This is a genomic window from Amycolatopsis sp., from assembly GCF_025464955.1.
Classification (GTDB): Bacteria; Actinomycetota; Actinomycetes; order Mycobacteriales; family Pseudonocardiaceae; genus Amycolatopsis.
This window is the reverse complement of sequence record NZ_JAODNM010000065.1, coordinates 1-21,490: the sequence shown is the minus strand read 5'-3', so window position 1 is coordinate 21,490 and position 21,490 is coordinate 1. Positions and strand designations below refer to the sequence as shown.

The 21,490-nt window shown below is 67.5% G+C and carries 21 protein-coding genes, 1 tRNA gene, 1 other RNA gene and 1 pseudogene; 9 read left to right on the top strand and 15 right to left on the bottom strand.

All coding sequences use genetic code 11. The features are described 5' to 3' along the window. The first annotated feature begins 72 nt into the window (after positions 1-72). Positions 73-291 carry a hypothetical protein gene (locus JWQ81_RS14795; protein ID WP_297541747.1) on the top strand — a complete coding sequence of 73 codons (219 nt, stop codon included), beginning with the start codon at positions 73-75 and terminating at the stop codon, positions 289-291. Continuing rightward, positions 288-977 (top strand): hypothetical protein, encoded by a 690-nt coding sequence (locus JWQ81_RS14790; RefSeq protein WP_297541745.1) that lies wholly within the window; start codon positions 288-290, stop codon positions 975-977. Before JWQ81_RS14795 ends, JWQ81_RS14790 begins: the two co-directional genes overlap by 4 nt. A gap of 150 nt (positions 978-1,127) precedes the next feature. Here JWQ81_RS14790 and hutI read toward each other — a convergent pair whose 3' ends face one another. From hutI to hutH, 5 genes are read right to left on the bottom strand one after another with little or no spacing between them, the layout of a single operon-like run. Beyond that, on the bottom strand, positions 1,128-2,273 hold the full coding sequence (gene hutI / locus JWQ81_RS14785; RefSeq protein ID WP_297541744.1) for an imidazolonepropionase: 1,146 nt from the start codon (positions 2,271-2,273) through the stop codon (positions 1,128-1,130). Beyond that, a complete protein-coding gene (locus tag JWQ81_RS14780) occupies positions 2,261-3,559 on the bottom strand; it encodes a formimidoylglutamate deiminase (RefSeq protein WP_297541742.1) in 1,299 nt (432 codons plus the stop codon). Before JWQ81_RS14780 ends, hutI begins: the two co-directional genes overlap by 13 nt. Continuing rightward, complete coding sequence (locus JWQ81_RS14775; RefSeq protein WP_297541740.1) at positions 3,556-4,755, bottom strand: allantoate amidohydrolase; 1,200 nt, start codon at positions 4,753-4,755, stop codon at positions 3,556-3,558. The genes JWQ81_RS14780 and JWQ81_RS14775 overlap by 4 nt, the downstream gene beginning before the upstream one ends. Next, entirely contained in the window at positions 4,752-6,425 is a 1,674-nt protein-coding gene (gene hutU, locus JWQ81_RS14770) for a urocanate hydratase (protein WP_297541738.1), read from the bottom strand. Before hutU ends, JWQ81_RS14775 begins: the two co-directional genes overlap by 4 nt. Then, the gene (gene hutH, locus JWQ81_RS14765) at positions 6,425-7,960 is read right to left on the bottom strand and encodes a histidine ammonia-lyase (protein WP_297541736.1); all 1,536 of its coding nucleotides are present in this window, start codon (positions 7,958-7,960) and stop codon (positions 6,425-6,427) included. The genes hutU and hutH overlap by 1 nt, the downstream gene beginning before the upstream one ends. Before the next feature lie 72 nt (positions 7,961-8,032). Here hutH and JWQ81_RS14760 point away from each other — a divergent pair, with 72 nt between their 5' ends. Further along, the gene (locus JWQ81_RS14760) at positions 8,033-8,824 is read left to right on the top strand and encodes an IclR family transcriptional regulator (protein WP_297541734.1); all 792 of its coding nucleotides are present in this window, start codon (positions 8,033-8,035) and stop codon (positions 8,822-8,824) included. 25 nt (positions 8,825-8,849) lie between these two features. Here JWQ81_RS14760 and JWQ81_RS14755 read toward each other — a convergent pair whose 3' ends face one another. Both JWQ81_RS14755 and JWQ81_RS14750 read right to left on the bottom strand, forming a co-directional pair. Beyond that, the gene (locus JWQ81_RS14755) at positions 8,850-9,068 is read right to left on the bottom strand and encodes a hypothetical protein (protein WP_297541732.1); all 219 of its coding nucleotides are present in this window, start codon (positions 9,066-9,068) and stop codon (positions 8,850-8,852) included. A 533-nt stretch (positions 9,069-9,601) separates the two neighbouring features. Further along, positions 9,602-10,330: a class I SAM-dependent methyltransferase gene (locus JWQ81_RS14750; RefSeq protein ID WP_297541730.1), complete on the bottom strand. Its 729-nt coding sequence runs from the start codon at positions 10,328-10,330 to the stop codon at positions 9,602-9,604. A gap of 195 nt (positions 10,331-10,525) precedes the next feature. On the opposite strand from JWQ81_RS14750, the pseudogene JWQ81_RS44935 reads away from it, so the two are divergent. Together JWQ81_RS44935 and JWQ81_RS14745 are read left to right on the top strand one after the other, a co-directional pair. Beyond that, a pseudogene (locus JWQ81_RS44935) lies at positions 10,526-10,903 on the top strand (amidohydrolase family protein); the annotation flags it as partial. Positions 10,904-10,985: 82 nt separating this feature from the next. Continuing rightward, on the top strand, positions 10,986-11,903 hold the full coding sequence (locus JWQ81_RS14745) for an MFS transporter (protein WP_297541728.1): 918 nt from the start codon (positions 10,986-10,988) through the stop codon (positions 11,901-11,903). Between the two features lie 211 nt (positions 11,904-12,114). Here JWQ81_RS14745 and ssrA read toward each other — a convergent pair. Continuing rightward, positions 12,115-12,488, bottom strand: a transfer-messenger RNA (tmRNA) gene (ssrA, locus tag JWQ81_RS14740). Between the two features lie 175 nt (positions 12,489-12,663). On the opposite strand from ssrA, the gene JWQ81_RS14735 reads away from it, so the two are divergent. The 4 genes from JWQ81_RS14735 to JWQ81_RS14720 all read left to right on the top strand — a co-directional run bounded on the left by JWQ81_RS14735 (position 12,664) and on the right by JWQ81_RS14720 (position 15,561). Beyond that, positions 12,664-13,362, top strand: coding sequence for a sensor domain-containing protein (locus tag JWQ81_RS14735; RefSeq protein WP_297541726.1), 699 nt, complete (start codon positions 12,664-12,666; stop codon positions 13,360-13,362). Then, a complete protein-coding gene (locus JWQ81_RS14730) occupies positions 13,359-14,498 on the top strand; it encodes a sensor histidine kinase (RefSeq protein ID WP_297541724.1) in 1,140 nt (379 codons plus the stop codon). Before JWQ81_RS14735 ends, JWQ81_RS14730 begins: the two co-directional genes overlap by 4 nt. 60 nt (positions 14,499-14,558) lie before the next feature. Further along, positions 14,559-15,203 carry a response regulator transcription factor gene (locus tag JWQ81_RS14725; RefSeq protein ID WP_297541722.1) on the top strand — a complete coding sequence of 215 codons (645 nt, stop codon included), beginning with the start codon at positions 14,559-14,561 and terminating at the stop codon, positions 15,201-15,203. 130 nt (positions 15,204-15,333) lie between these two features. Further along, positions 15,334-15,561 (top strand): hypothetical protein, encoded by a 228-nt coding sequence (locus JWQ81_RS14720; RefSeq protein WP_297541720.1) that lies wholly within the window; start codon positions 15,334-15,336, stop codon positions 15,559-15,561. On the opposite strand, the gene JWQ81_RS14715 is transcribed toward JWQ81_RS14720, so the two are convergent. From JWQ81_RS14715 to JWQ81_RS14685, 7 genes are all read right to left on the bottom strand, one after another. Next, entirely contained in the window at positions 15,558-16,454 is an 897-nt protein-coding gene (locus JWQ81_RS14715) for an amidohydrolase family protein (RefSeq protein WP_297541718.1), read from the bottom strand. The genes JWQ81_RS14720 and JWQ81_RS14715 overlap by 4 nt on opposite strands. Beyond that, positions 16,451-16,930 (bottom strand): SsrA-binding protein SmpB, encoded by a 480-nt coding sequence (gene smpB, locus JWQ81_RS14710; protein WP_297541716.1) that lies wholly within the window; start codon positions 16,928-16,930, stop codon positions 16,451-16,453. Before smpB ends, JWQ81_RS14715 begins: the two co-directional genes overlap by 4 nt. 55 nt (positions 16,931-16,985) lie before the next feature. Beyond that, positions 16,986-17,885, bottom strand: a complete 900-nt coding sequence (gene ftsX, locus JWQ81_RS14705; protein ID WP_297541714.1) for a permease-like cell division protein FtsX — start codon at positions 17,883-17,885, stop codon at positions 16,986-16,988. Between the two features lie 66 nt (positions 17,886-17,951). Next, on the bottom strand, positions 17,952-18,641 hold the full coding sequence (gene ftsE, locus JWQ81_RS14700; RefSeq protein WP_297541712.1) for a cell division ATP-binding protein FtsE: 690 nt from the start codon (positions 18,639-18,641) through the stop codon (positions 17,952-17,954). 69 nt (positions 18,642-18,710) lie between these two features. Then, the gene (gene prfB, locus JWQ81_RS14695) at positions 18,711-19,814 is read right to left on the bottom strand and encodes a peptide chain release factor 2 (RefSeq protein WP_297541709.1); all 1,104 of its coding nucleotides are present in this window, start codon (positions 19,812-19,814) and stop codon (positions 18,711-18,713) included. 121 nt (positions 19,815-19,935) lie between these two features. After that, positions 19,936-20,436 (bottom strand): helix-turn-helix transcriptional regulator, encoded by a 501-nt coding sequence (locus JWQ81_RS14690; RefSeq protein ID WP_297541707.1) that lies wholly within the window; start codon positions 20,434-20,436, stop codon positions 19,936-19,938. A 446-nt stretch (positions 20,437-20,882) separates the two neighbouring features. After that, positions 20,883-20,956 (bottom strand) — tRNA-Met (locus JWQ81_RS14685). Positions 20,957-21,490: the final 534 nt, after the last annotated feature.

Sequence of the window (21,490 nt, the reverse complement as noted above, 5' to 3'; positions counted from 1 at the left end):
CTCACCACGTTAGTGGCCGACTTTGAGGCATGATGATCGGCTAGTGACATCGTGGTCAATCGGAGGCGAAGCATGACTGAACGGCCCGTTCGCAGGTTGGCGGACCAGCTCGGCGGACCGCTTCCCGAAGGCATCGCAGCCCTCGACGACGCCGCGAAGCAGGACCTCGCGAGAGCGCTCGACGACGCGCAACACCGTCAAACGGCCGCACTGGCGAAGGCGGGAGAGGAAGGCCTCCGGTACGTGCCGCAGTTGCTGCGCGGCGCGGTACGCAAGGTGGTCGGCCTGTGAGCGAGTTCAGTACCAGGCCGGAGATCCTCAAACTCGCGCGTGTCCTCAGCGTCGGCCCCGAACGTTTCGCCTATCTCGAGAACGTCGACCCCGAAGACCTCAAACGCCTGCGCGGGCAAGTCACCGACACGCTGTTCGACGCCAACCTGGCCGTGCTGCAGCGAATGGCACTGGCCAGCAGGCTGTTGCCCGTGCCGCTGCTCGCCAAGATCGGCGAGAAGGTCTTCGGCCCGCTGCTGTGCGCGAGGATCGCCGGAGTGATCGACGCGTCGCGAGGCGTCGACGTCGCCAAGCGGCTCCCGACGGGCTATCTCGCCGACGTCGCCGTCGAGCTGGACCCGCGCCGGGCGAGCGCGATCATCTCGGGTATACCGCTCAAGGCCGTTGTCGACGTGGCCGCCGAACTGACCCGCCGCGAGGACTGGATCACCATCGGCCGGTTCGTCGGCCACCTCGCCGACCGGACGGTCGTGGCCTGCCTGGACGTCATGCCCGACGTCGCGTTACTGCAGGTCGCCTTCGTCCTCGACGACAAATCCCGGCTGGACCACGTCATCGGCCTGCTGCCGCCACAACGCCTACCGGGCGTCCTCCGCGCCGCCGCCGACCACGACCTCATGCCGCTGGCCGAGGACCTCCTCGCCCACCTCAGCCCCGCCCACCGCGCCCGGTTCCCTCTCCACTAGCCCGCACTTTTGCGCTTTTGTGGGGTGTCTTAGTTTCTCAGAGACCGCAACTCGACGGCGAGTTGCGGGGCACTTTTGTGCAAGAGTGTCCTCGTTGCGGGCGCGCGGTACCCCGCAAAAGCGCAAAAGTGCGATAGGTCGCTGGGAGTGTCAGAAGACGCGCTCACCGCAACGCCATACTGCCCAAGTCAACGGGACGCCGGGTCGGTAAGCCAAGTGCGTGACGGACGGGGCGTCGAGCACGTGGACGTCCGCCCTCGCACCGACCCGCAAGGCACCGACGTCGTTGCGCCGCAACGCCCGCGCGCCACCTGCGGTCGCCGACCAGACCGCCTCCTCGACGGTCATCCGCATCTGCAGCACGGCCGTCGCGACACAGAAAGCCATCGACGTCGTGTACGAGCTGCCGGGATTCGCGTTGCTGGCCAAGGCAACCGTGGCACCGGCGTCCAGCAGCCGCCGGGCGGGGGCGAGCGGTTGCCGCGTCGACAGGTCGCACGCCGGCAGCACCGTCGCGACCGTCTCCGACGCCGCGAGCGCCTCGACGTCGTCGTCGCTCAAGTACGTGCAGTGGTCGACGCTCGCGGCGCCGAGTTCGACGGCGATCCGGACGCCGGGGCCTTCACCGAGCTGGTTTCCGTGCACTCGCAGGCCGAGTCCGCGGTCACGTGCCGCCAGCAGCACCCGTTCAGACTGGTCCTCGTCGAACGCGCCGGTCTCACAGAACACGTCGGCCCAACGGACATCGTCGACAACAGCGTCGAGCATCTCGCCGCAGACCAAGTCCACATAGGACTCCGCACCGGCGCCCGGCGGCACGAGGTGCGCACCGAGAAAGGTCACCTCGTCGACGATCGAGGCCGCGATCCGCGCCGACCGCGCCTCGTCGACCACCGACAGGCCGTAGCCCGTCTTGGTCTCCAGGCAAGTCGTGCCCTGACGCACAGCCTCATCGACATGTCGACGCAGGTTCGCGGTCAGCTCGGCGTCGGAGGCGGCGCGCGTCGCACCGACCGTCACCGCGATTCCGCCTGCCTGGTAAGGCTTCCCGGCCATCCGCGCCTCGAACTCCGCCGTGCGATCGCCGGCGAAGACGAGGTGCGTGTGACTGTCGACCCAGCCCGGCAGCACGGCCCGACCCTCGACGTCGACGCGCTCGTCCGCGGCCGGAGCCTGGGCATTCGGGCCGGCCCAGACGATCTTCCCGTCCTCGATCACCAGCGCGGCGTCATTGAGCTTGCCGGTTTCGGGATCATTCGTGGTCAGCTCGCCGATCCCGGTGATCACTGTCGCCATAACGCCTCGATCTCCTCGACGAGCACCCGTTCGGGCCGTTCGATCAACTGGTGCGCGGAGTCCCGCACGACCCAGCGCCCGGCGACCATAACCTGGTCGATGTCCGCGGCAGAGGCCGCGTAGAGCACGCCCTCAGGCTCAATGCCCGCCGTGCGTACCGAGCCGAGCCCGATCGTGACAAGATCCGCGGCTGCGCCCGGCACCAACGCACCGACGTCGTCCCACCCCAGCGCGCCGTGATCGGCCGCGGCGGACATCAGCTCGGACACGGTGAACCGGCCTCGCGACTCGCTCGCGAGCCGGTCGTTCAGTTCGAGGGCCCTGGTCTCCTCGAAGGCGTCGACAACGGCGTTGCTGTCGCTGCCAAGGCAAAGCCCGACACCCGCGTCCGCGAGCGCGCGGGCCGGACCGATGCCGTCGCCGAGGTCGCGCTCGGTGGTCGGGCAGAAACACGCACGGCTTCGAGCTCCGCCGAGCAACCCGATATCGCGTTCGGTGAGGTGAGTGGCGTGCACCGCGGTCAGTCGCTCCGTGAGCAATCCCTTGTCCGCCAGCAACTCCGTTGGCGTCAGCTCGTACTCGGCCAAGCACTGCTCGTTCTCGGCACGCTGCTCGGAAAGGTGGATGTGCAACGGCCGATCACCGGGTACAGCGACTTCGGCCAGCTGAGCCGCCGGAACCGCGCGGACCGAATGGACAGCGCCGCCGACCCGCACAAGGTCGCTTTCGGACAGTCCAGAGACCCGCTTTGCCCAGTTCTCAGCCGAACCGTCGGAGAACCGCCGTTGGACGTCGTTGAGCGGGACGCTGATTCCCCCGGCCAGGTAACAAGTGTCCAGGAGCGTCAACCGGATTCCCGCGTCCGCCGCCGCACGCGCGAGTGCCGCGCCCATGTCGTTCGGATCGGCGTACGCCCGCCCTCCCGGCGCGTGGTGCAGGTAGTGGAACTCGCCGACGCTGGTGTACCCGGCGAGCACCATCTCCGCGTAGACCCCGCGCGCCAGCCGGTAGTACGAATCCGGATCGAGCCTGGCGGCGAGGGTGTACATGCGCTCACGCCAGGTCCAGAACGTGCCACGCTCGTCGTGCGTACGTCCGCGCAGCGCGCGATGGAACGCGTGCGAATGTCCATTCGCGAGCCCCGGCGTGGTCAGTCCCTCGAGGACTGTCCCAGCGCGGGGCGCACCGACGGTCACGGACTCGATCCGCGAGCCCACGACGTCGACCCGCACCCCGCTCGCCACGCCGTCGGGCAGCCACGCGTACTCGCACCAATATGTCGTCATGTCGACAGATGCTCCAGGACGTCTGCCAGCGCGCGTCCGCCATGGTCGACGTCGTCAACCTCGGCGAACTCCTCGGGCGAATGGCTCACGCCCGTCGGGTTGCGCACGTAAAGCATGGCCGCGGGCACGTGAGCAGCAAGGATCGCCGCGTCGTGCCCGGCACCCGTAGGCAGCTCCGGAACGCCACCCAGTCGCGCGTTGAGCTCGTCCCGCAACCCTGAGTCGAACGTGACCGTGTCCGAATAGGACTCCTCTGTCACCGCGACGAGACAGCCTTCGGCCCGCGCGGCTTCCTTGGCGGCTTCGGTGATCTCACCGACGAGCGTCCGCGTGCGGTCGCCGCTGGGAACCCGCGCGTCCAGCCAAAGGTCCACAGTGGACGCGATCGCGTTGGTACCACCGGGAACCGGCACCAGCCTGCCGACAGTGGCCCGGCCGTCACCGGTCGCGATGGCGAGCCGCCGGGCGGCGGCGACCATGGCGGCCGCCGGCAGCATCGGGTCGTGCCGGTCGCCGATCAACGTCGCGCCGGCGTGGTTTCCCTGCCCGCTGAAGGAAAATCGCCACCGGCCGTGCGCGATGACCGTGCTACCGACAGCCACCGGCGCACCGAGATCGATCAGCCCGCGGCCCTGTTCGACGTGGAGTTCCACGAACCGCCCGATCCGCGCGAGGGCGTCGGGATCGGCGCCGAACCGCTCCGGATCGAACCCGGCTTGCACTGCGGCTTCGGCGAGCGTGACGCCGTTGGGGTCACGCAACCCGCGCGCCTTGTCAGCGTCGAGCGACCCGGTCATCAGCCGCGAGCCGAGGCACGGCACCCCGAAGCGACCACCCTCCTCCTCGACGAACACGACCACAGCGAACGGCTTGGCCGGAACGAACCCCTTGCCCTGCAAGCTTTCCACCGCGTCCAACGCGCTGACGACACCGAGCGGGCCGTCGAACGCCCCGCCTCCGGGAACCGAATCGAGATGGCTCCCGGTGACGACGGCGTCCGGACCCGGCGTGCCCCACCAGGCCCACAGGTTGCCGTTACGATCTGTGTCGACGTCCAGTCCGAGCCGTCCCGCGCGCTCGGCGAACCAGGTCCGCAGCTCGCCCTCGACCTTATCGAAGGCGTGCCGCGAATAACCACCGCGCGCCCGGTCGCGACCGACCCCGGCGATCTCGTCCAGCAGCCTGCTCGCCGTCACGCCTGGTCCCGCATGGGCACCCGGACACCACGCTCGTCGGCGACGGTCGCGGCACGCTCGTAGCCGGCGTCCACGTGCCGGATGACACCCATGCCGGGGTCGTTCGTCAGCACGCGCTCGAGTTTCTGGCCCGCCAGCGCGGTTCCGTCGGCTACACATACCTGACCGGCGTGGATCGACCGTCCCATGCCGACGCCGCCACCGTGGTGAATGGACACCCAGCTGGCACCGGACGCCGTGTTGACCAACGCGTTGAGCAGCGGCCAGTCGGCGATCGCGTCCGAGCCGTCGGCCATGCTCTCGGTCTCGCGGTACGGCGACGCGACACTGCCCGAGTCGAGGTGGTCACGTCCGATGACAACCGGCGCCTTCAGTTCACCACTGGCCACCATCTCGTTGAAACGCAGGCCCGCGAGGTGCCGCTCGCCATAGCCGAGCCAGCAGATCCGTGCCGGAAGCCCTTGGAAGGCAACACGTTCCCCGGCGAGCTTGATCCAGCGTGCGAGGGACTCGTTCTCCGGGAAAAGTTCCAGCATCGCCTTGTCGGTCGCGGCGATGTCCTCGGGGTCACCGGACAGCGCGGCCCAGCGGAACGGGCCGTTGCCCTCGCAGAACAGCGGCCGGATGTACGCCGGTACGAACCCTGGGAAGTCGAACGCGCGCTCGCAGCCGCCGGCTTTCGCCTCGCCACGCAGCGAGTTGCCGTAGTCGAAAACCTCGGCGCCCTTGTCCATGAACCCGAGCATCGCGTCGACGTGGTCGGCCATCGACTCGCGCGCGCGATCGGTGAACTCGTCGGGCTTCTTCGCCGCGTAGTCGTGCCAATCCTCGACGCTGATTCCCTTCGGCAGGTACGCCAGCGGATCGTGGGCCGACGTCTGGTCCGTGACGATGTCGACCTCGACATCGCGACGCAGCAGCTCCGGCAGGATCTCAGCCGCGTTGCCGACGACTCCGACCGACAGCGGGCGCTTCGCCTTCTTCGCCTCCGTGACGCGGCGGATCGCGTCGTCGAGATCGTCGGCGACCTCGTCGAGGTATCGGCCCTCGACGCGGCGGTGCGCACGAGCCGGGTCGCACTCGATGACCAGCGCGACGCCGTCATTCATCGTGACGGCCAGCGGCTGCGCGCCGCCCATTCCGCCGAGCCCAGCGGTGACGGTCAGCGTTCCGCGCAGAGTCCCACCACCGCGCCCATTCAAAGCGAGCTTTTTCGCCACCGCGGCAAAGGTTTCGTACGTGCCCTGCAGAATGCCCTGCGTGCCGATGTAGATCCACGAACCAGCGGTCATCTGCCCGTACATCGTCAGCCCGAGGTGCTCCAGCCGCCGAAACTCCGGCCAGTTCGCCCAGTCGCCGACGAGGTTCGAGTTCGCGAGCAGCACCCGCGGCGCCCACTCGTGCGTACGGAACACCCCGACCGGTTTGCCGGACTGGACAAGCAGTGTCTCGTCGGCGTCCAAAGTGGTCAGTTCGCGCGTGATCGCGTCGAAGCTGGCCCAGTTGCGGGCGGCCTTGCCGGTGCCGCCGTAGACGACCAGGTCCTCGGGCCGCTCGGCGACCTCGGGGTCGAGGTTGTTGTGGAACATCCGCAATGCGGCTTCGGTCTGCCAGTTCTTCGCGGTCAGCGTGGTGCCTCGAGCGGCACGGACGACACGGCTCTCGCTCATCAGTACTCCCAATGTTCGGCGGCGGCGGCCAGGACTGCGCCCGACGCGACGAGATCTTCGGCGGCGGCGATTTCCGGCGCCAGGTGGCGGTCGGGTCCCGGGCCCTCGACGCGGGTGCGCACGAGGTCCCGCACGGCGGCGGTGACCGGGGACGGCTTGAGCGGGGCGCGGAAGTCGAGCGCCCGCGACGCGGTGAGCAGCTCGATGGCGAGGACCGTGGTCAGCCCGTCGACTGCTTTGCGCAGCTTGCGTGCCGACGACCAGCCCATCGAGACGTGGTCCTCCTGCATGGCGCTGCTCGGGATCGAGTCGACCGACGCCGGCACCGCAAGCCGCTTGAGCTCGCTGACGATCGCGGCCTGGGTGTACTGCGCGATCATGTGCCCGGAATCGACACCCGGGTCGAACGCCAGGAACGGCGGCAGTCCGTGCGAACGGGCCTTGTCGAGCATCCGGTCGGTGCGCCGCTCCGCAATGCTGGCAACGTCGGCGAGCGGAATCGCCAGGAAATCCAGCACGTACGCCACGGGCGCGCCGTGGAAGTTGCCGTTCGACTCGACGCGGCCGTCGGCGAGCACCACGGGATTGTCCACAGCGGACGCCAGTTCGCGGTCGGCGACCAGTTCCGCGTGGGTCAGCGAATCCCTTGCGCCACCGTGAACCTGAGGCGAGCAACGCATCGAGTACGCGTCCTGGACGCGGGGGCAGTCGGGGCCGCGATGGCTCGCGACGATCTCCGAATCGGCCAGTGCGGCGAACATCCGCGCCGCCGACCGCGCCTGCCCTGGGTGCGGACGCAGCGCCTGCAGATCCGCGGCGAACGCGCGATCGGTACCCAGCAAAGCTTCGACGCTCATCGCCGCGGTGATGTCGGCGATGTCGAGCAGACGTCGCAGGTCCGCCGCGGCGAGCAGCAGCATGCCGAGCATGCCGTCGGTGCCGTTGGTGAGCGCGAGGCCTTCCTTCTCGGCCAGCACGACCGGGGTGATCCCGGCCTCGCGCAGGGCGTCGGCAGCCGGCACAAGGTTGCCCGTGATGTCGAAGACCTGGCCCTCGCCCATCAGCGCCAGCGCGACCGACGCGAGCGGCGCGAGGTCACCCGAGCACCCGAGCGACCCGTATTCGTGGACGACCGGGGTGATCCCGGCGTTCAGCATCGACGCGAGCGCGTTCGCGGTGGCCGGCCGGATCCCGGTGTATCCGCTGGCCAGCGTGCGCAGGCGCAGCAGCATGAGGGCCCGCACGACCTCCCGCTCGACGATCGGTCCAGCGCCGGCGGCATGCGAGCGAATCAGGGACCGCTGCAGCGCCGTGCGGCTCTCGACGGGGATGTGGCGGGTGGCCAGCGCGCCGAAGCCCGTCGAGACGCCGTACGTGGGTTCCGTGGCATGCGCGAGGTCGTCGATGTGCTGACGGGTGGAGGCGAGGTTCTTTTCCGCCGCGTCGGTCAGGCCGACGGGGGCGAGGCCGCGGACCACGGCGAGTACCTGTTCGGCACTCAGCGGATCGGAGCCCAGAAGCACTTTTTCCGGCATGCCCCTATTGCACAGCCCAACCGAGGGCAGCGAAATCACCCGATCGCGGGTTCCGTCTGGTATTCCAGACACATGGGCTCTTCAAGTGACGTGCCGGCGCTGCGGAACGGGCTTGCCATCCTGCGGGTGCTGGCCGGACGCGCTGGGCCGGTGTCGGCCGCGACGGTCGCGCGCGAGCTGGAACTGCCGCGCTCGACGACGTATCACCTGCTCGCGGAGCTCGAAGCCGCCGGTTTTGTCGCGCACTTGAGCAGCGAGCGGCGGTACGGGCTCGGGATCGCGGCTTTCGAACTCGGCTCGGCCTACCTGCGGCACGACCCGCTCGAACGCCTCGCCGGCCCGTTGCTGCGCAAGCTGGTCGACGTCGCGCATCACACCGCCCACCTGGGCGTTCTGCACGGCAACGAGTCGCTGTACCTGATCAAGGAACGCCCAGGGCGCCCGGAGACGCTCGTCACCGAGGTCGGCGTGCGGTTACCCGCGCACCTCACGGCGTCGGGCAGGGCGATTCTCGGCCACCTGCCGGCACCTCACGTGCGCGCGCTGTTCCCGGCCGCCTCGGCCTTCGTCCAGCGCACGGACCGCGGCCCGGCGGGACTGGCCGAGCTGCGACGGACGCTGAGCGCGGAACGCAGGCTCGGCTGGGCCGTCGAGGACGGCCATGTGACGCCTGGTTTCGCGTCCGTCGCCCATCCGGTGTTCGATCACGGCGGCCGGCCCATGGCAGCGATCAGCGTGACGTTCCGCCATCACTGCGCGGACGAGACGAAGATCTGCGGGGACACCTGGCCCGAGCTCGCGGCCCAGGTCAGGCGCACCGCGGCAGAGCTGACCACCCGCATCGGCGGTCAGCCTGCCGGGTGAACTTCATTTTTGGGGAGAGAGAAGATCAGGCGGAAGCGCCCGACTTGCGACCCTCTTCGGCTTCCAGACCGAGCATCGCCAGCAGTTCGGCGCAGTCCAGAGCGTCTGAGGAATGGCCGGCGACCGTACGTGCGGCGCGACCGTTCTGTGCGGTGAGACGTACCTCTTCTTCGGCCCGAACTCCTGCCAACCAGCTTTGATCTTCTGCGGGATTGGGTCGACTGGCATGCCTTGCCCAGGTCATCTGGAACCTTCTTCCAGCCTTCGCGGGGACCGATGATCAGTCACGACGAAGGCCACGATCGGGACCTCAGCATGACATCTCCGGTGGGATATGTCCTCATCACCAACCGAACTGATTTCGAACAGTCACGTGAACCCGGTTGACACCCACTGTACACGTAGATCAAAAAAATAGCTTCTGAGCTGCGGATCCACCGGTCGCCACAACACCGTTCAACCGGCCGCCAAGATCTTTCAGATTTTCGGCCGGACGAGGTCGTCGACAACGCAGAGCGACCGCTCGAACGACGTCCGTCATGACCTGCGTCACCCGCGAACGGCTACCTGGCGTCACGACTTCCGCGCCGCGAACGCGGTGATGAACGGGAGCGCCCCGCGCCTTGGCAAGCATCTCCGCCGCCGGCTCGACGCCGTCCTGCACGGCATCGGGAAACCTTTGGCGCGCAAGAACTAGTAGCTCGGCGGTACCCGTTCCGATGTCCAGCAACCGCCTCGGCCGCGGCACGGCTTCTCCGGCCAGTAACCGGCCGCTGTTTACAGGCGTCGAGCTGCGGGTTTACGAGCGGTGACCCGTCGAGTGGGCATCCAAGGACCGCTCCACCAGCCGTTGACACCCTCATCGCGGTCGACGATGTCGGTCATTCCCCGCTCGCCGAGCACGTCGACGTATTCGGCAGCGATCCGCAGGTCCACGAACACGATCCGACCGCCGGGCGCAAGCACTCTCACCGCCTCGCGGATCGCTGTGGTCCGGCCGATTTCGGCGTCGATGTTATGGATCGCGAGGCTGCTCACCACGACGTCGAACGAGCCGTCGGCGAACGGCAGCTCCGTGAGGTCCCCGGTGTGCAGCTCGACGCGGTCGGCGACACCCTCGGCGACGGCGTTGCGCCGGGTCGTCTCCAGCGCGTTGCCCGACTGGTCGACCGTGCGCCACAGGTCGATGCCGACAGCTCGCCCGCCCGCACCGAGTCGCTGCGCCGCCGCCAGCAGCACGGCTCCCCGTCCGCAGCCGAGATCGAGCACCCGCGCGTCAGGTTCGAGCTTGAGTTCGTCGAGCGCGTTCTCCCAGATCTGGAACTTGCCACGCCGGGTGGCGTGCAGGAACACCCCGGCACACAACAGAAGCACGATGCCCACGAGCACCAAGCCGAGTACCCCGAGAAACACTCCGCCCACCACCAGGACGGTCCCGCCGACGGCGTAACCCAGTGGTACGTATGGAGCATCGAATCCGTACTCGCCTTTTCTGGTCTCCCCCATCGTGCGCCCCCTCGGCTCAACGGCGAAAAAGTGCCTTCGAAAGCGAAAACTGTACCCGCAAAACCGTCCCAGCCCGACGTGGAACTCGCACACCTATAACAAAACAGCATGGTATGCCGCTAAATCCGGTATTGGGCGGCATGGCTGCGCGGAGGCATTCTTCTCCTGAAACAAGTCCGCGAGAGAGGACCTTCCGTGCAGCTGGATGCGTTGTTCGTGAACACGTGGGTGCTGGCGGTCAGGTATGACGAGAGCAAGCTGGACGGACCGGCTACGAGGGACGGGCTCGACGCCGTCGCCGGCGGTCGGCCGGTGTGGGTGAGCCATTGCTCGCACCATTCCGGCGTGGTCAACACCGAGGCGATCCGGCGGATGGGCTACCTCGATCCCGCCGACCTCCCGGACGTCGACGGCGGCTGGATCGAGCGTCGCCCCGACGGCTTGCCGACCGGGCTGATAGCTGAGCGAGCACTCGATCTCGTGCGCGAGCTGATACAGCCTTCGCCGCAGGAGGATTTCGTCCGCGCGATCGCACTGGCCAGCGACGTTGCCCTGTCCGAGGGGCTCACCAGCGTGACCGAGCCGGGCATCTCCGGAACACTCACCGGCAACGGTCCACTCGATCTCGCCGGATTCGCCACTGATCGGCTTCGTCGTGCTGTGGCTGCGCACGGAACCGGGGCCTCGCCCGGCGGCGGCCCAGCGGATGGACTGGCCCGGCGCGCTCCTGCTGGGCCTCGGGCTGGTCGGCATGGTGCTGGCGTTGAGCAATGGCGCGGGTTGGGGTTGGACGAGTACGCGCACGCTCGTCGCGCTGGTCGGCGGTGCGGTCCTGCTGGCCGGGTGGGTGGTGGTCGAACTGCGTACCAACCAGCCGCTGATGGACCTGCGCTACCTGTTCCGGCCGCGACTGGCACCGATCTTCCTGATCGGCTTCCTGTTGTACTTCGCCTACCTGGGCTCACAGGTGCCGAACGCGACCTTCCTGGCGCTGCCCGTCTCGCGGCTCGGTTATGGGCTAGGGCTCACCCCGGTCGGCATCAGCATGGCGTTCGTGTCGCCGTTTTTGGCGGCGACCGTGCTGGCCGCGCTGACCAGCCGCATCGGCCGGGTGATCGGCTACCCGCGGACGGTGGCGCTGGGCACCGTGCTGTTCGTCGTCGGCGTCGCCGGGCTCGTTTTCGACCACCGCTCGCTGGTCGCGTTCATCGTGCTCAACTCGATCTCCGGAGCCGGGTTCGGGCTCATCGAAGGAGCCACGCGCACCATCGTCGTGGACGAACTCCGCGACGGTGAGATCTCGGTCGGCGAAGGCATCTACGAGCTGTCGATCGGTCTCGGGTCGGCGTTCGGTCGCGCCGTCGTCGCGGCGATCCTCACCGCGCACACCACGCCGCACACGCAGTTCGTCAGCGAACACGGTTACGAGGTCGTCTGGAGCGTCCTAGCCGTGGCCGGTGTCGTCGGCGCTGTCACCGCCACCGCGTACGCCGTGTTCCGTCGCAAATCCACTCCACAAACAGACTCCCGTGTCGTAGATGTGGAATCACGAGTGCGGAACTCGGCGCCCTAATGGTGAAACTCGCGTGTGCACCCTCGTTGCACACGCGTGCAACCCGCGTCCGTACGTCACCGCCGACGGCGGACGCGCCAGCGCCCGCACGTCGCGTTCCACGCTGGGTCAGGAACCGCTCGCACCGTGGGGGGTTTGGGGGGCTCGGCCCCCCAACATGACAGAGGCGACCCGGTTCGCGCGTTCCGCGAACACAGGTCGCCCAAGCCTCGGGTGGAGGTGCCGGGAATTGAACCCGGGTCCTCTGGCGGTTCATCAGGGCTTCTCCGTGCGCAGTTCACTCTGTCTCTACTTGGCCCCATCGGTCACGTGAACAAGTCCGATGTGACAGGCCCAGCCGCTGTTTGCTTCCCGGATCAGTGCCCGTGGCCGACACTGACGGTAATCCTCCTAGCTGATGCCGGGACCCGAGCCGGAGGAACTCCCGGACCGACAGACTCACACTGCTACTTAGGCAGCAAGTGCGAAGTCGCGCTGGTTATTAGCCTTGGCGCTTATAAGTTGCGATGACGCTCACAGTGGTCTCTCGCCTGCACTGGCACGCTTCTCCTGAATCAACGTCCAAAGTCGAAACCGTTCACCCCCGTCGGGTTGCTGACGTAACCTTCTGTACAGCATAACGCGCGCCGCAAGCGACATAGTCCTGGCCTGGGGGTTCAGGTGGGGCTAGCCCTACCTGGGGGATGCCCGCGCGCACCATGGCCGGTCGCGGGCCCGCCGAGCATGCTGGTTTCCGTCACCACTTCGAGAGGAGCCAGCCATGATCCCGGTCCAGGCCGCAGCCGACGGACACCGGTCCCGGACGCCGATCGGCGGCTCCGTGCTCTACCTGCTGATGAACCTGCCGTTGGGTATCGCGAGCTTCGTTCTGCTGGTCACGCTGCTGTCGGTGGGCGTGGGCACTGCCGTCGTCTGGGTCGGAGTGCCGATTCTGGCGTTGGCGCTGCTGCTGGCCAGGGGTTTCGCGAAGGTCGAGCGCGCCAGGATCTACAGCCTGGTCGACGAGCTGATCCCGCTGCCGTACCTGCCGCTGCCGAAGGGCGCCGGCCAGCGGTCACGCTGGATGACCCGGCTCCGCGACGTCTCGACGTGGCGGGACATGGTCTACCTGTTCCTGCTCTTCCCGCTCGGCGTCGCCGAGTTCTGCCTGGTCGTGTCGTTCTGGGCGACCAGTCTCGCGCTGGTGGGCCTGCCGATCTACTTCCGGTACCTGCCGGAGCACGCCTACTACTTCCCCGCGTTCGACGTCCGGTGGATCACCGTCGACTCGACGCTCGCCGCGCTCCCCTGGGCTGCCCTCGGTGTCTTCTTCGTTGCCGTGTCGGTGGCGTTGACCAGGGGTTTAGCCCGCACCCACGTCCGCTTCGCGGCTAGCCTGCTCGGTCCGACAGCGGCTCAGCGCGCTCGCCTCGCCTACTACGCTGAGAGATCCGAAACGACGAACATGGTGACGGCATGACGATCGAACAGTCCGCGGTGCTGGTCCAGCCGAGGACTCGACCGGCCAAGACCATCGGGTTCATGGTGCTCAGCTTCGTCCTGCGGATCGTGCAGTTCGTGCTGATCGTGGTGGGCGTCTCGGTCGGCCTGAGCACCGTGGTGATCTGGATCGGCATCCCCATCCTGCTCGGCACCACCAGCATGGTGCGCGCGTTCGGCAACCTCGAGCGCCGCTGGGTCCGGCGGATGCTGGACACGCCGGTGCCCGACGCCGAGCGCCTGCCGGTCGACGACAGCGCCGGCCTGCTGCGGCGCTGGCAGGCGCGCCTGACCGACCCGTCGACCTGGCGCGACCTCGTCTACCTGATGATCTCGTTCCCGCTCGGGATCGCGGAGTTCGCGGTCGGCATCGCGTCGATCGTGCTGCTTCCGCTGGCCATGTTCGTGGTCCCGTGGATCGGCTGGGCCCACGGCCAGCTCGCGCTGACGTTGCTCGGGCCGGGCCGGACGAAGAGCCTCGAGGTCAAGGCGGAGCGGCTCCAGGCGTCGAGGGCCCGCGGGGTCGACGCCGCGGAGGCCGAACGCCGCCGGATCGAGCGAGACCTGCACGACGGCGCCCAGCAGCGGCTGGTCGCGGTCGCGATGAGCCTCGGGCGGGCCAAGACCAAGTTGGACAACGACCCGGAAGCCCTGCGAGCCCTGATCGACGAGGCCCATCTGGACGCGAAGCTCGCCGTGTCCGAGCTCAGGGACCTAGCTCGCGGCATCTACCCCGCTGTGCTCGGCGACAGGGGCCTCGACGCGGCTCTGTCCGCGCAGGCGGCCAAGTCGCCGATCCACGTCGACGTCGAGGTGAACGTCGAGCCGCGCCCGCCGGCGGCGGTCGAAACCACGGCGTACTTCATCGTCGGCGAAACACTGACCAACATCGCCAAGCACGCCGGCGCCACCGAAGCAGGCGTACGCGTCTGGCGCACCGATGACCACGTCGTCGTCGAGATCGTCGACAACGGGCATGGTGGCGCGGAGATCCGCCCCGGCGGCGGGCTTGCCGGCCTCGCCGACCGCGCGGCCACCATCGACGGCGTCATCACCGTGGTCAGCCCGGCAGGCGGTCCGACCGTCATCCGTGCGGACCTGCCGTGTACTTGGTAGCCCTGTCGTGAGTGAATAGTGGCCTGAAGCCACTTTCACCAACGACACTGGGGGCCCCGCATGCGGGTAGTGATCGCTGAGGACGCCGTCCTGCTGCGCGCCGGTTTGCAACGCCTGCTCGCGGACGAGGGCATCGAAACCGCGGCGGCGGTGGACAACGGGGAAGACCTGCTCGGCGCGGTCAAGGAACACCGGCCGGACCTCGCGATCGTGGACGTCAGAATGCCGCCGACGTTCACCGACGAGGGCCTGCGAGCCGCGATCGGCGCCCGACAGGAGATCCCGGGACTGCCGGTTCTGGTGCTCTCGCAGTACGTCGAAGAAAGCTACGCCGTCGAGCTGTTGTCCGGCGGGGCGGGCGGAGTCGGTTACCTGCTGAAGGAACGGGTCGCCGACGTGGCCGACTTCCTCGACGCGGTCCGCCGGGTCGCGGCGGGCGGAACCGCCATCGACCCGGACGTGATCGCCCAGCTGATGGCCCGCGGCCGCAAGAACCCACTCGACGCACTCACCGCGCGCGAGTCCGAAGTGCTCGGACTGATGGCGCAGGGCCTCTCCAACACCGCTATCGCGAACTCGCTCGTGGTGTCCCACGGCGCCGTCGAAAAACACATCGGCAACATTTTCTCGAAGCTCGGACTCGAAGCGAGCGCGGTGGAACATCGCCGGGTCCGGGCCGTTCTCACCTATCTCGGCCGAACCTGAAAGCTCGGCTGAACCGGAAAGAAAGTGGTCCTTTTTAGCGGAAGTCACCCGATCTGACGGCGGCGACGAAGCCCTTACTCACCTACCATGGTCGGACGTTGACCCTCCGGGTGCCGAGGAAGGAGTTTCGATGGTTGCCCCGTCCGAGCAGAACGTCCGCTTCTTCGGCGGACCATTGGACGGCCGCGTGCAGGAACTCAGCGACGCGGAACCGGTGCGCGGCACCGTGATGCGGCATGTGCACCTCCACGACGGCCCGAAAATCGAAACACTGTACTCGCTGGATTACACGAACGAAAGCGGTTGGGAATACCGGCTTTGCACGGTGACGACTCCCGACGAAGTCTGCGGAAGCTAGAGCCCTAGCAGTTTCGCCGGCGTGTCGTGCAGGACGGCACGCAGAAACGGGTCGCCCAGGCGGTCGTCCGCGGCCCAGCCGGCGATCGCTCGGAGCTGAGTTGCGTAGGAATACGGAATGTTGGGGAAATCCGTACCCAGCGCCACCCGGTCGCCGACGTCGGCGAGCCTGGCCGTCCAGTCCCGGGGCAGCGGCGACATCCGCTCGCTGAACGGGACGCCGACCATGGTGGTATCGAGATACACCCGCGGAAACCGCTCGACCAGCGCCAACGCGTCGTCGAACTCGGGCATACCGGCATGGGCCAGGACAGCGGTGAGTTCGGGATAGCGCGTAAGAACCTCGCCGAAGACGTCGAGACCCGTGTAGCGCCCCTTCAACGGTCCATGTCCACAGTGGATCACCACCGGTACCCCGGCATCCGCGAGGACCGCCCACACGCCGTCCAGGAGCTCGTCACGCGGGTCGTAACCGCCCACCTGCACGTGCGCCTTCACGCACCGTGCGCCGGCGCGTACCGCAGCTTCCACATAGGACGCCGCTGAAGGCTCCGGATAGAACGTCGCTGTGGGAACAGCTTCGGGCACGCGGGCGGCGAACTCGAGGGCCCACGTCGTGAGCCACTCGCCCATGCCCGGCTTGTGCGGGTACACCAGCGGCGCGAACCTGCGCACGCCCAAGGACCTCAGCGTCTCGAGCCGCTCGCCCTCCGACGTCCGGTAGTGGACCGGCCACGGCATGCCGTAGTGCTCCTCAGCCTGGTCGAAGTACGCCCAGACCTTGTCCATCACCGGTTCGGGCAAGAAGTGCAGGTGCAGGTCGACGAGCCCGTCCAGCCCCAGCGAACGCACCCAGGGCAGGACGTCGGCATCGGTGGCGGGCCCGAGCGTCAATCGAACCGTCCTTTGAGGGCACGCCCCATCGCGCGGCTGACCTCGCGGCCGGCGTCGCGCTTGGCGATGTCCTGCCGCTTGTCGTAGGACTTCTTACCCTTGGCCAGCGCGATCTCGACCTTGACCTTGCCGTCCTTGAAGTACATCGACAGCGGGACGATGCTGAGTCCGCTCGCCTTGGTCTTGTCAAGGAGCTTCTCGATCTCGCGGCGGTGCAGCAGCAGCTTCCGGTTCCGCTTGGGCATGTGGTTGGTCCACGTGCCCTGCGTGTACTCCGGGATGTGCACGTTGCGCAGCCACACCTCGCCGTCGTCGACGGTGGCGAAGGCCTCCTGCAGCGATGCCTTGCCCGCGCGCAGGCTCTTCACCTCGGTACCGACGAGCACGAGTCCGGCTTCGTAGGTGTCCAGGATGGAGTAATCGTGCCGCGCTTTGCGGTTCGACACGATGACCTTCTGGCCGCGTTCCTTGGGCATATGACGACTCTACGTGAGTTCCTGTGAGTGAGCGGAGGGGTTTTACCGCCGGGGACTAATGCCGGACATAAAGGCGCAAGGTGACGTAACCGGTCACGGCCGAGATGAGCATCGACACGGCGAGCAGGATCGGTGTCACCGGGAACAGCACGTCAAACATCGAAATCGCCGGGATCGCGCCACCGGTCGCCGAAAGCAGGCTGTCGAAGAACACCAGCTTGCCGACCACCAGGAACACGATCGCCAGCACCGCACCGACCAGGCCGGCGACCACCGCCTCCAGCAGGAAGGGCAGCTGGGTATACCAGCGTGTCGCGCCGACCAGCCGCATGATCCCCACCTCCGTCCGGCGGGTGAACGCCGACACCTGGATGGTGTTGGAGATCAGCAACAGGGCCGCGACGGCCTGGAACAGCGCGACGAAGAAGGTGATGTTGCGGACGGTGTTCAGGCTGTTGAAGAACCGGTCGAGGAACTTGTTCTGGTCGTCGACCTTGCTGACACCGGGCTTGCCGGTGAACTGCTGCACGATCACCGCGCTGCGCTGCGGGTCCTTGAGCTTGACGTGGAACGACGCCGGCAGGGCCTCCGGGCGGGCCAGCGCGACCAGTTCGGGCTGGCTTTCGAAGATCTTCTTGAACCGCTCGTACGCCGCGTCACGGTTCTCGAACACGACGGAGTCGACGGCCGGGTTGTTCTCCAGCTGCTGGCGGATCGACTGGCAGAGCTCCTGCGCGCAGTTCTTGTCGTTGGCGCTGATGTCGTCGACGAGGTACACGGCCACTTCGACGTCGGCCATGTAGTTGGTCTTCATCTTGTCGATGGTTCGCACGATCAGCAGGCCACCGCCGAGCATGGCGAGCGAGACCGCGGTGGTGAGGATCATCGCGATGGTCATCGTGATGTTCCGGCGAAGACCGGTGAGGACCTCGCTGAACACGAAACTGGCACGCATCGGGGTGGATGTCCCTTGTGGGTCGGGGGCTGGTGGAGCGGGGTGGCGGGGGTTGGGAGAGCGGGACTAGCGGCCGACGCCGTAGACCCCTCGCGCGTCGTCGCGGACCACCCTGCCGAGCTGCAGTTCGACGACGCGACGACGCATCGAGTCGACGATGGAATGGTCGTGCGTGGCCATCAGCACGGTCGTGCCGGTGCGGTTGATCCGCTCCAGCAGCAGCATGATGTCCTGGCTGGTGTCCGGGTCGAGGTTTCCGGTCGGCTCGTCGGCGAGCAGCACCAGCGGCCGGTTGACGAACGCCCTGGCGATCGCGACACGCTGCTGCTCACCACCGGAGAGCTCGTTGGGCAGCCTGTCCGCCTTGCCGTCGAGGCCGACGAGCTCGAGGACCTCGGGCACCACCTTGCGGATGGTCAGCTTCGGCTTGCCGATGACCTCGAGCGCGAACGCCACGTTCTCCGCGACGGTCTTGTTCGCCAGCAACCGGAAGTCCTGGAACACGCAGCCGATCGTCTGGCGCAGGCGGGGGACCCGGCGCCGGGGCATCTTGGCAACGTCGAAGTTGGACACCATCACGCGACCCCTGCTGGGCACCTCCTCGCGCAGGAGGAGCCGAAGGAAGGTCGATTTTCCCGATCCCGAAGGACCGATGAGGAAAACGAACTCACCCTTGTCGATCTCGACCGAGACTTTGTCCAGGGCAGGACGGGTCGAGGTCTTGTAGGCCTTGGATACCTCTTCGAGCCGGATCACGATTCGGCATCCTACCCATGCCGCCCGTTAAGCCCTGGTTGCGTGGGGCCGAAGGGGTCCGGCAAACGATTACGCGAGGGTGGACTGCTTGCGCCAGCGGATCCCGGCTTCGAGGAAGCCGTCGATGTCGCCGTCGAGCACCGCGGACGGGTTGCCGACCTCGTACTCGGTCCGCAGGTCCTTGACCATCTGGTACGGGTGCAGGACGTAGGAGCGCATCTGGTTGCCCCAGCTGGAGCCGCCGTCCTTCAGCGCGTCCATTTCGGCCCGTTCCTCGATCTTCTTGCGCTGCAGCAGTTTCGCCTGCAGGACCTTCATCGCGGCGACCTTGTTCTGCAGCTGCGACTTCTCGTTCTGGCAAGAGACCACGACGCCGGTCGGGATGTGGGTGAGCCGCACCGCGGAGTCCGTGGTGTTGACGCTCTGCCCGCCGGGGCCGGACGACCGGTAGACGTCGACGCGGATGTCCTTTTCGGGGATCTCCACGTGGTCGACCTCCTCGACCTCGGGGAGCACCTCGACGTGGGCGAAGGAGGTCTGGCGGCGACTCTGGTTGTCGAACGGCGAGATCCGGACGAGCCGGTGGGTGCCCTGCTCGACCGAGAGCGTGCCGTAGACGTACGGCGCGGTGACCTTGAAAGTAGCCGACTTGATGCCGGCCTCTTCCGCGTAGGAGATGTCGTAGACGTCCGTGGGGTACCCGTGGCGCTCGGCCCAGCGGATATACATCCGCATGAGCATCTCGGCCCAGTCCGCCGCGTCGACGCCGCCGGCTTCGGAACGGATCGTCACCACCGCGTTACGGTCGTCGTACTCGCCGTTGAGGAGCGTCCGCACCTCGAGCACGTCGATGTCCTTGGACAGCTGCGCGAACTCACCCTCAACCTCGGCGAGACTCGCGGCGTCACCCTCGTCCTGGGCCAGCTCGTAGAGCACGCCGACGTCGTCCAGGCGGGACCGCAGCTCGGACACGCGCCGAAGCTCACTCTGCTTGTGGGAAAGCTGGCTGGTGACCCGCTGGGCGGTCTCGGGGTCGTCCCAGAGGTTCGGGAGCGACGCCTCCTGCTCCAGGGCGTCCACCTGCGCGCGCAGGTCGTCCAGATCCATCACGGACTCGACCTGCGACAGCTTGCCCGCCAGGTCCTTCAGATCTGTCTCAAACTCGAAGCTCACATCGGTCCACATTACGGCAAAAGGCGGGACGATCTCATCCGGGAATACCCCGGCGCCGGCGGACGGCCCTGTTGAGGGGGCTGTCCACCGGCGGCGAGAGGGCGGAGATGCGCTCTTGGGCTTAGGCCTGCGGGATCGATTCGAGGAGCTTGATGGCGGCCTTGGCGTGTGCCTGGGCGAACTCGGACACCGCCTTGGCGTACGGGTCCTCCGCGGCCTTCGTCGAGGCTTTGGCCTCGTCGAGCTCCTGGGTGTAGGTCGCGCGGGCCGAGTCGAGCAGCGCGGTGCGCTGCTTCGCCGTCAGCGAGGCGGCGTGCACGAGCCGCAGGATGAGCGGGCTACGCAGGTGGTCAGGGCCGGGGTCGGAAGACAGCCAGGTCTTGAAGGCCTTCTTTCCGGCGGCGGTGATCACGTACTGCTGGCTGGAACGGGGGCCCTGCTTGCCGAGGCGGACCAGGCCTTCCTTCGACAGCGCGGGGAGCTCGCGGTAGACCTGGCTGCGAGTGACGCTGAAGAAGGCACCGAACCGCTCGCCCGCTCCGGCGACGAGTTGCCCACCTGTGGCGGGACCGTCGTGGAGGAGACCGAGTAGTGCGGCGGCAGTTGCATTCAATTCGGACACCCCTCTACGTTCCCACTTCTGCGCCCCTGTGTCCACAGTGGCCAGCGGATCTGTCCATTGTGGCTAGTGAGTTCCGCTCGTTCGGCCCAATCCGACCCCTGTCCACAAAGGACCCGACCACGCACCGCAACCACAACTACTCCACCCGATAACCCCACCCCCCACGCAAACGGCCCAACCCACTCCCCCACCCCCGACTCCCCCGCCCCGACCACCCCCGCCCAGTGCCCCACCTCACCAAGCCGGACGCCCCCCAGGCGCCACGCCACACACCAACCCGCACGTTCCCACCCAGGTGCCCACGTCACCCGGGGGCAAGGGGCGGAGCCCCACGGGGGATCCAAGGGGGCGGAGCCCTCCTTGGGCGGGGTCTGGGGGTCGCACCCCCAGGGTATGCGAAAAAGACCCCCATTCGCGCATTCCGCGAATAGGGGTCTCCGTCTTTGTAGCGGGGACAGGATTTGAACCTGCGACCTCTGGGTTATGAGCCCAGCGAGCTACCGAGCTGCTCCACCCCGCGCCGTTTTCCGTACAAGAGATACTTTACACGAGGTCCAAACCTCTTTCCACCGACCCCCCGATACCCCTTCCCATCAGCCCAAACCCCCGTTCACGCGCCGCACCTGAATTCCCAACCTCCAGTCCACAGAAGCAAGGACGCGGGCCAAGCCGCCCACGCGAGGCGCCCCCGACTGCCCCTCCGCTGCGTTGTGACGTGTCGTGAAGGCCACCTTCATGGCGTAAGGCGTACTCAACTAGGCCTTGACGACGTCTCTGCCCTACCGAGAGTGCCTTCGGGAGCCCCAGCAGTCACATCGCCATCACCAGCGCCACCCGCACGACGTGACTGGCCCTCAGTTCCGCTACCAGCACCCACTCGCCCCGGTCCTTGCTGCTGTGGACAGAACCGACCACCCCGACCCCCTTTAAGGTCTTGCCGATAATTAAAGCGTTGGTTTGTTGGGGTCTTCCGGTGTGATGCCCGAAGCGGTCAGGTAGTCGTGGAACTGGGCCAGTGTGGTGAGTGGAGTGCCTGGCTCGGTGACGTGTCCGA

Excerpts from the sequence above, each read along its gene's own strand:
- JWQ81_RS14735 (WP_297541726.1), top strand. The coding sequence starts at position 12,664 with ATGATCCCGGTCCAGGCCGCAGCCGACGGACACCGGTCCCGGACGCCG.
- JWQ81_RS14720 (WP_297541720.1), top strand. The coding sequence starts at position 15,334 with ATGGTTGCCCCGTCCGAGCAGAACGTCCGCTTCTTCGGCGGACCATTG.
- JWQ81_RS14755 (WP_297541732.1), bottom strand. The coding sequence starts at position 9,068 with ATGACCTGGGCAAGGCATGCCAGTCGACCCAATCCCGCAGAAGATCAA.
- JWQ81_RS14780 (WP_297541742.1), bottom strand. The coding sequence starts at position 3,559 with ATGACGACATATTGGTGCGAGTACGCGTGGCTGCCCGACGGCGTGGCG.
- hutI (WP_297541744.1), bottom strand. The coding sequence starts at position 2,273 with ATGGCGACAGTGATCACCGGGATCGGCGAGCTGACCACGAATGATCCC.
- hutH (WP_297541736.1), bottom strand. The coding sequence starts at position 7,960 with ATGCCGGAAAAAGTGCTTCTGGGCTCCGATCCGCTGAGTGCCGAACAG.
- JWQ81_RS14760 (WP_297541734.1), top strand. The coding sequence starts at position 8,033 with ATGGGCTCTTCAAGTGACGTGCCGGCGCTGCGGAACGGGCTTGCCATC.
- JWQ81_RS14750 (WP_297541730.1), bottom strand. The coding sequence starts at position 10,330 with ATGGGGGAGACCAGAAAAGGCGAGTACGGATTCGATGCTCCATACGTA.
- JWQ81_RS14730 (WP_297541724.1), top strand. The coding sequence starts at position 13,359 with ATGACGATCGAACAGTCCGCGGTGCTGGTCCAGCCGAGGACTCGACCG.
- JWQ81_RS14725 (WP_297541722.1), top strand. The coding sequence starts at position 14,559 with ATGCGGGTAGTGATCGCTGAGGACGCCGTCCTGCTGCGCGCCGGTTTG.
- JWQ81_RS14795 (WP_297541747.1), top strand. The coding sequence starts at position 73 with ATGACTGAACGGCCCGTTCGCAGGTTGGCGGACCAGCTCGGCGGACCG.
- smpB (WP_297541716.1), bottom strand. The coding sequence starts at position 16,930 with ATGCCCAAGGAACGCGGCCAGAAGGTCATCGTGTCGAACCGCAAAGCG.
- hutU (WP_297541738.1), bottom strand. The coding sequence starts at position 6,425 with ATGAGCGAGAGCCGTGTCGTCCGTGCCGCTCGAGGCACCACGCTGACC.
- ftsX (WP_297541714.1), bottom strand. The coding sequence starts at position 17,885 with ATGCGTGCCAGTTTCGTGTTCAGCGAGGTCCTCACCGGTCTTCGCCGG.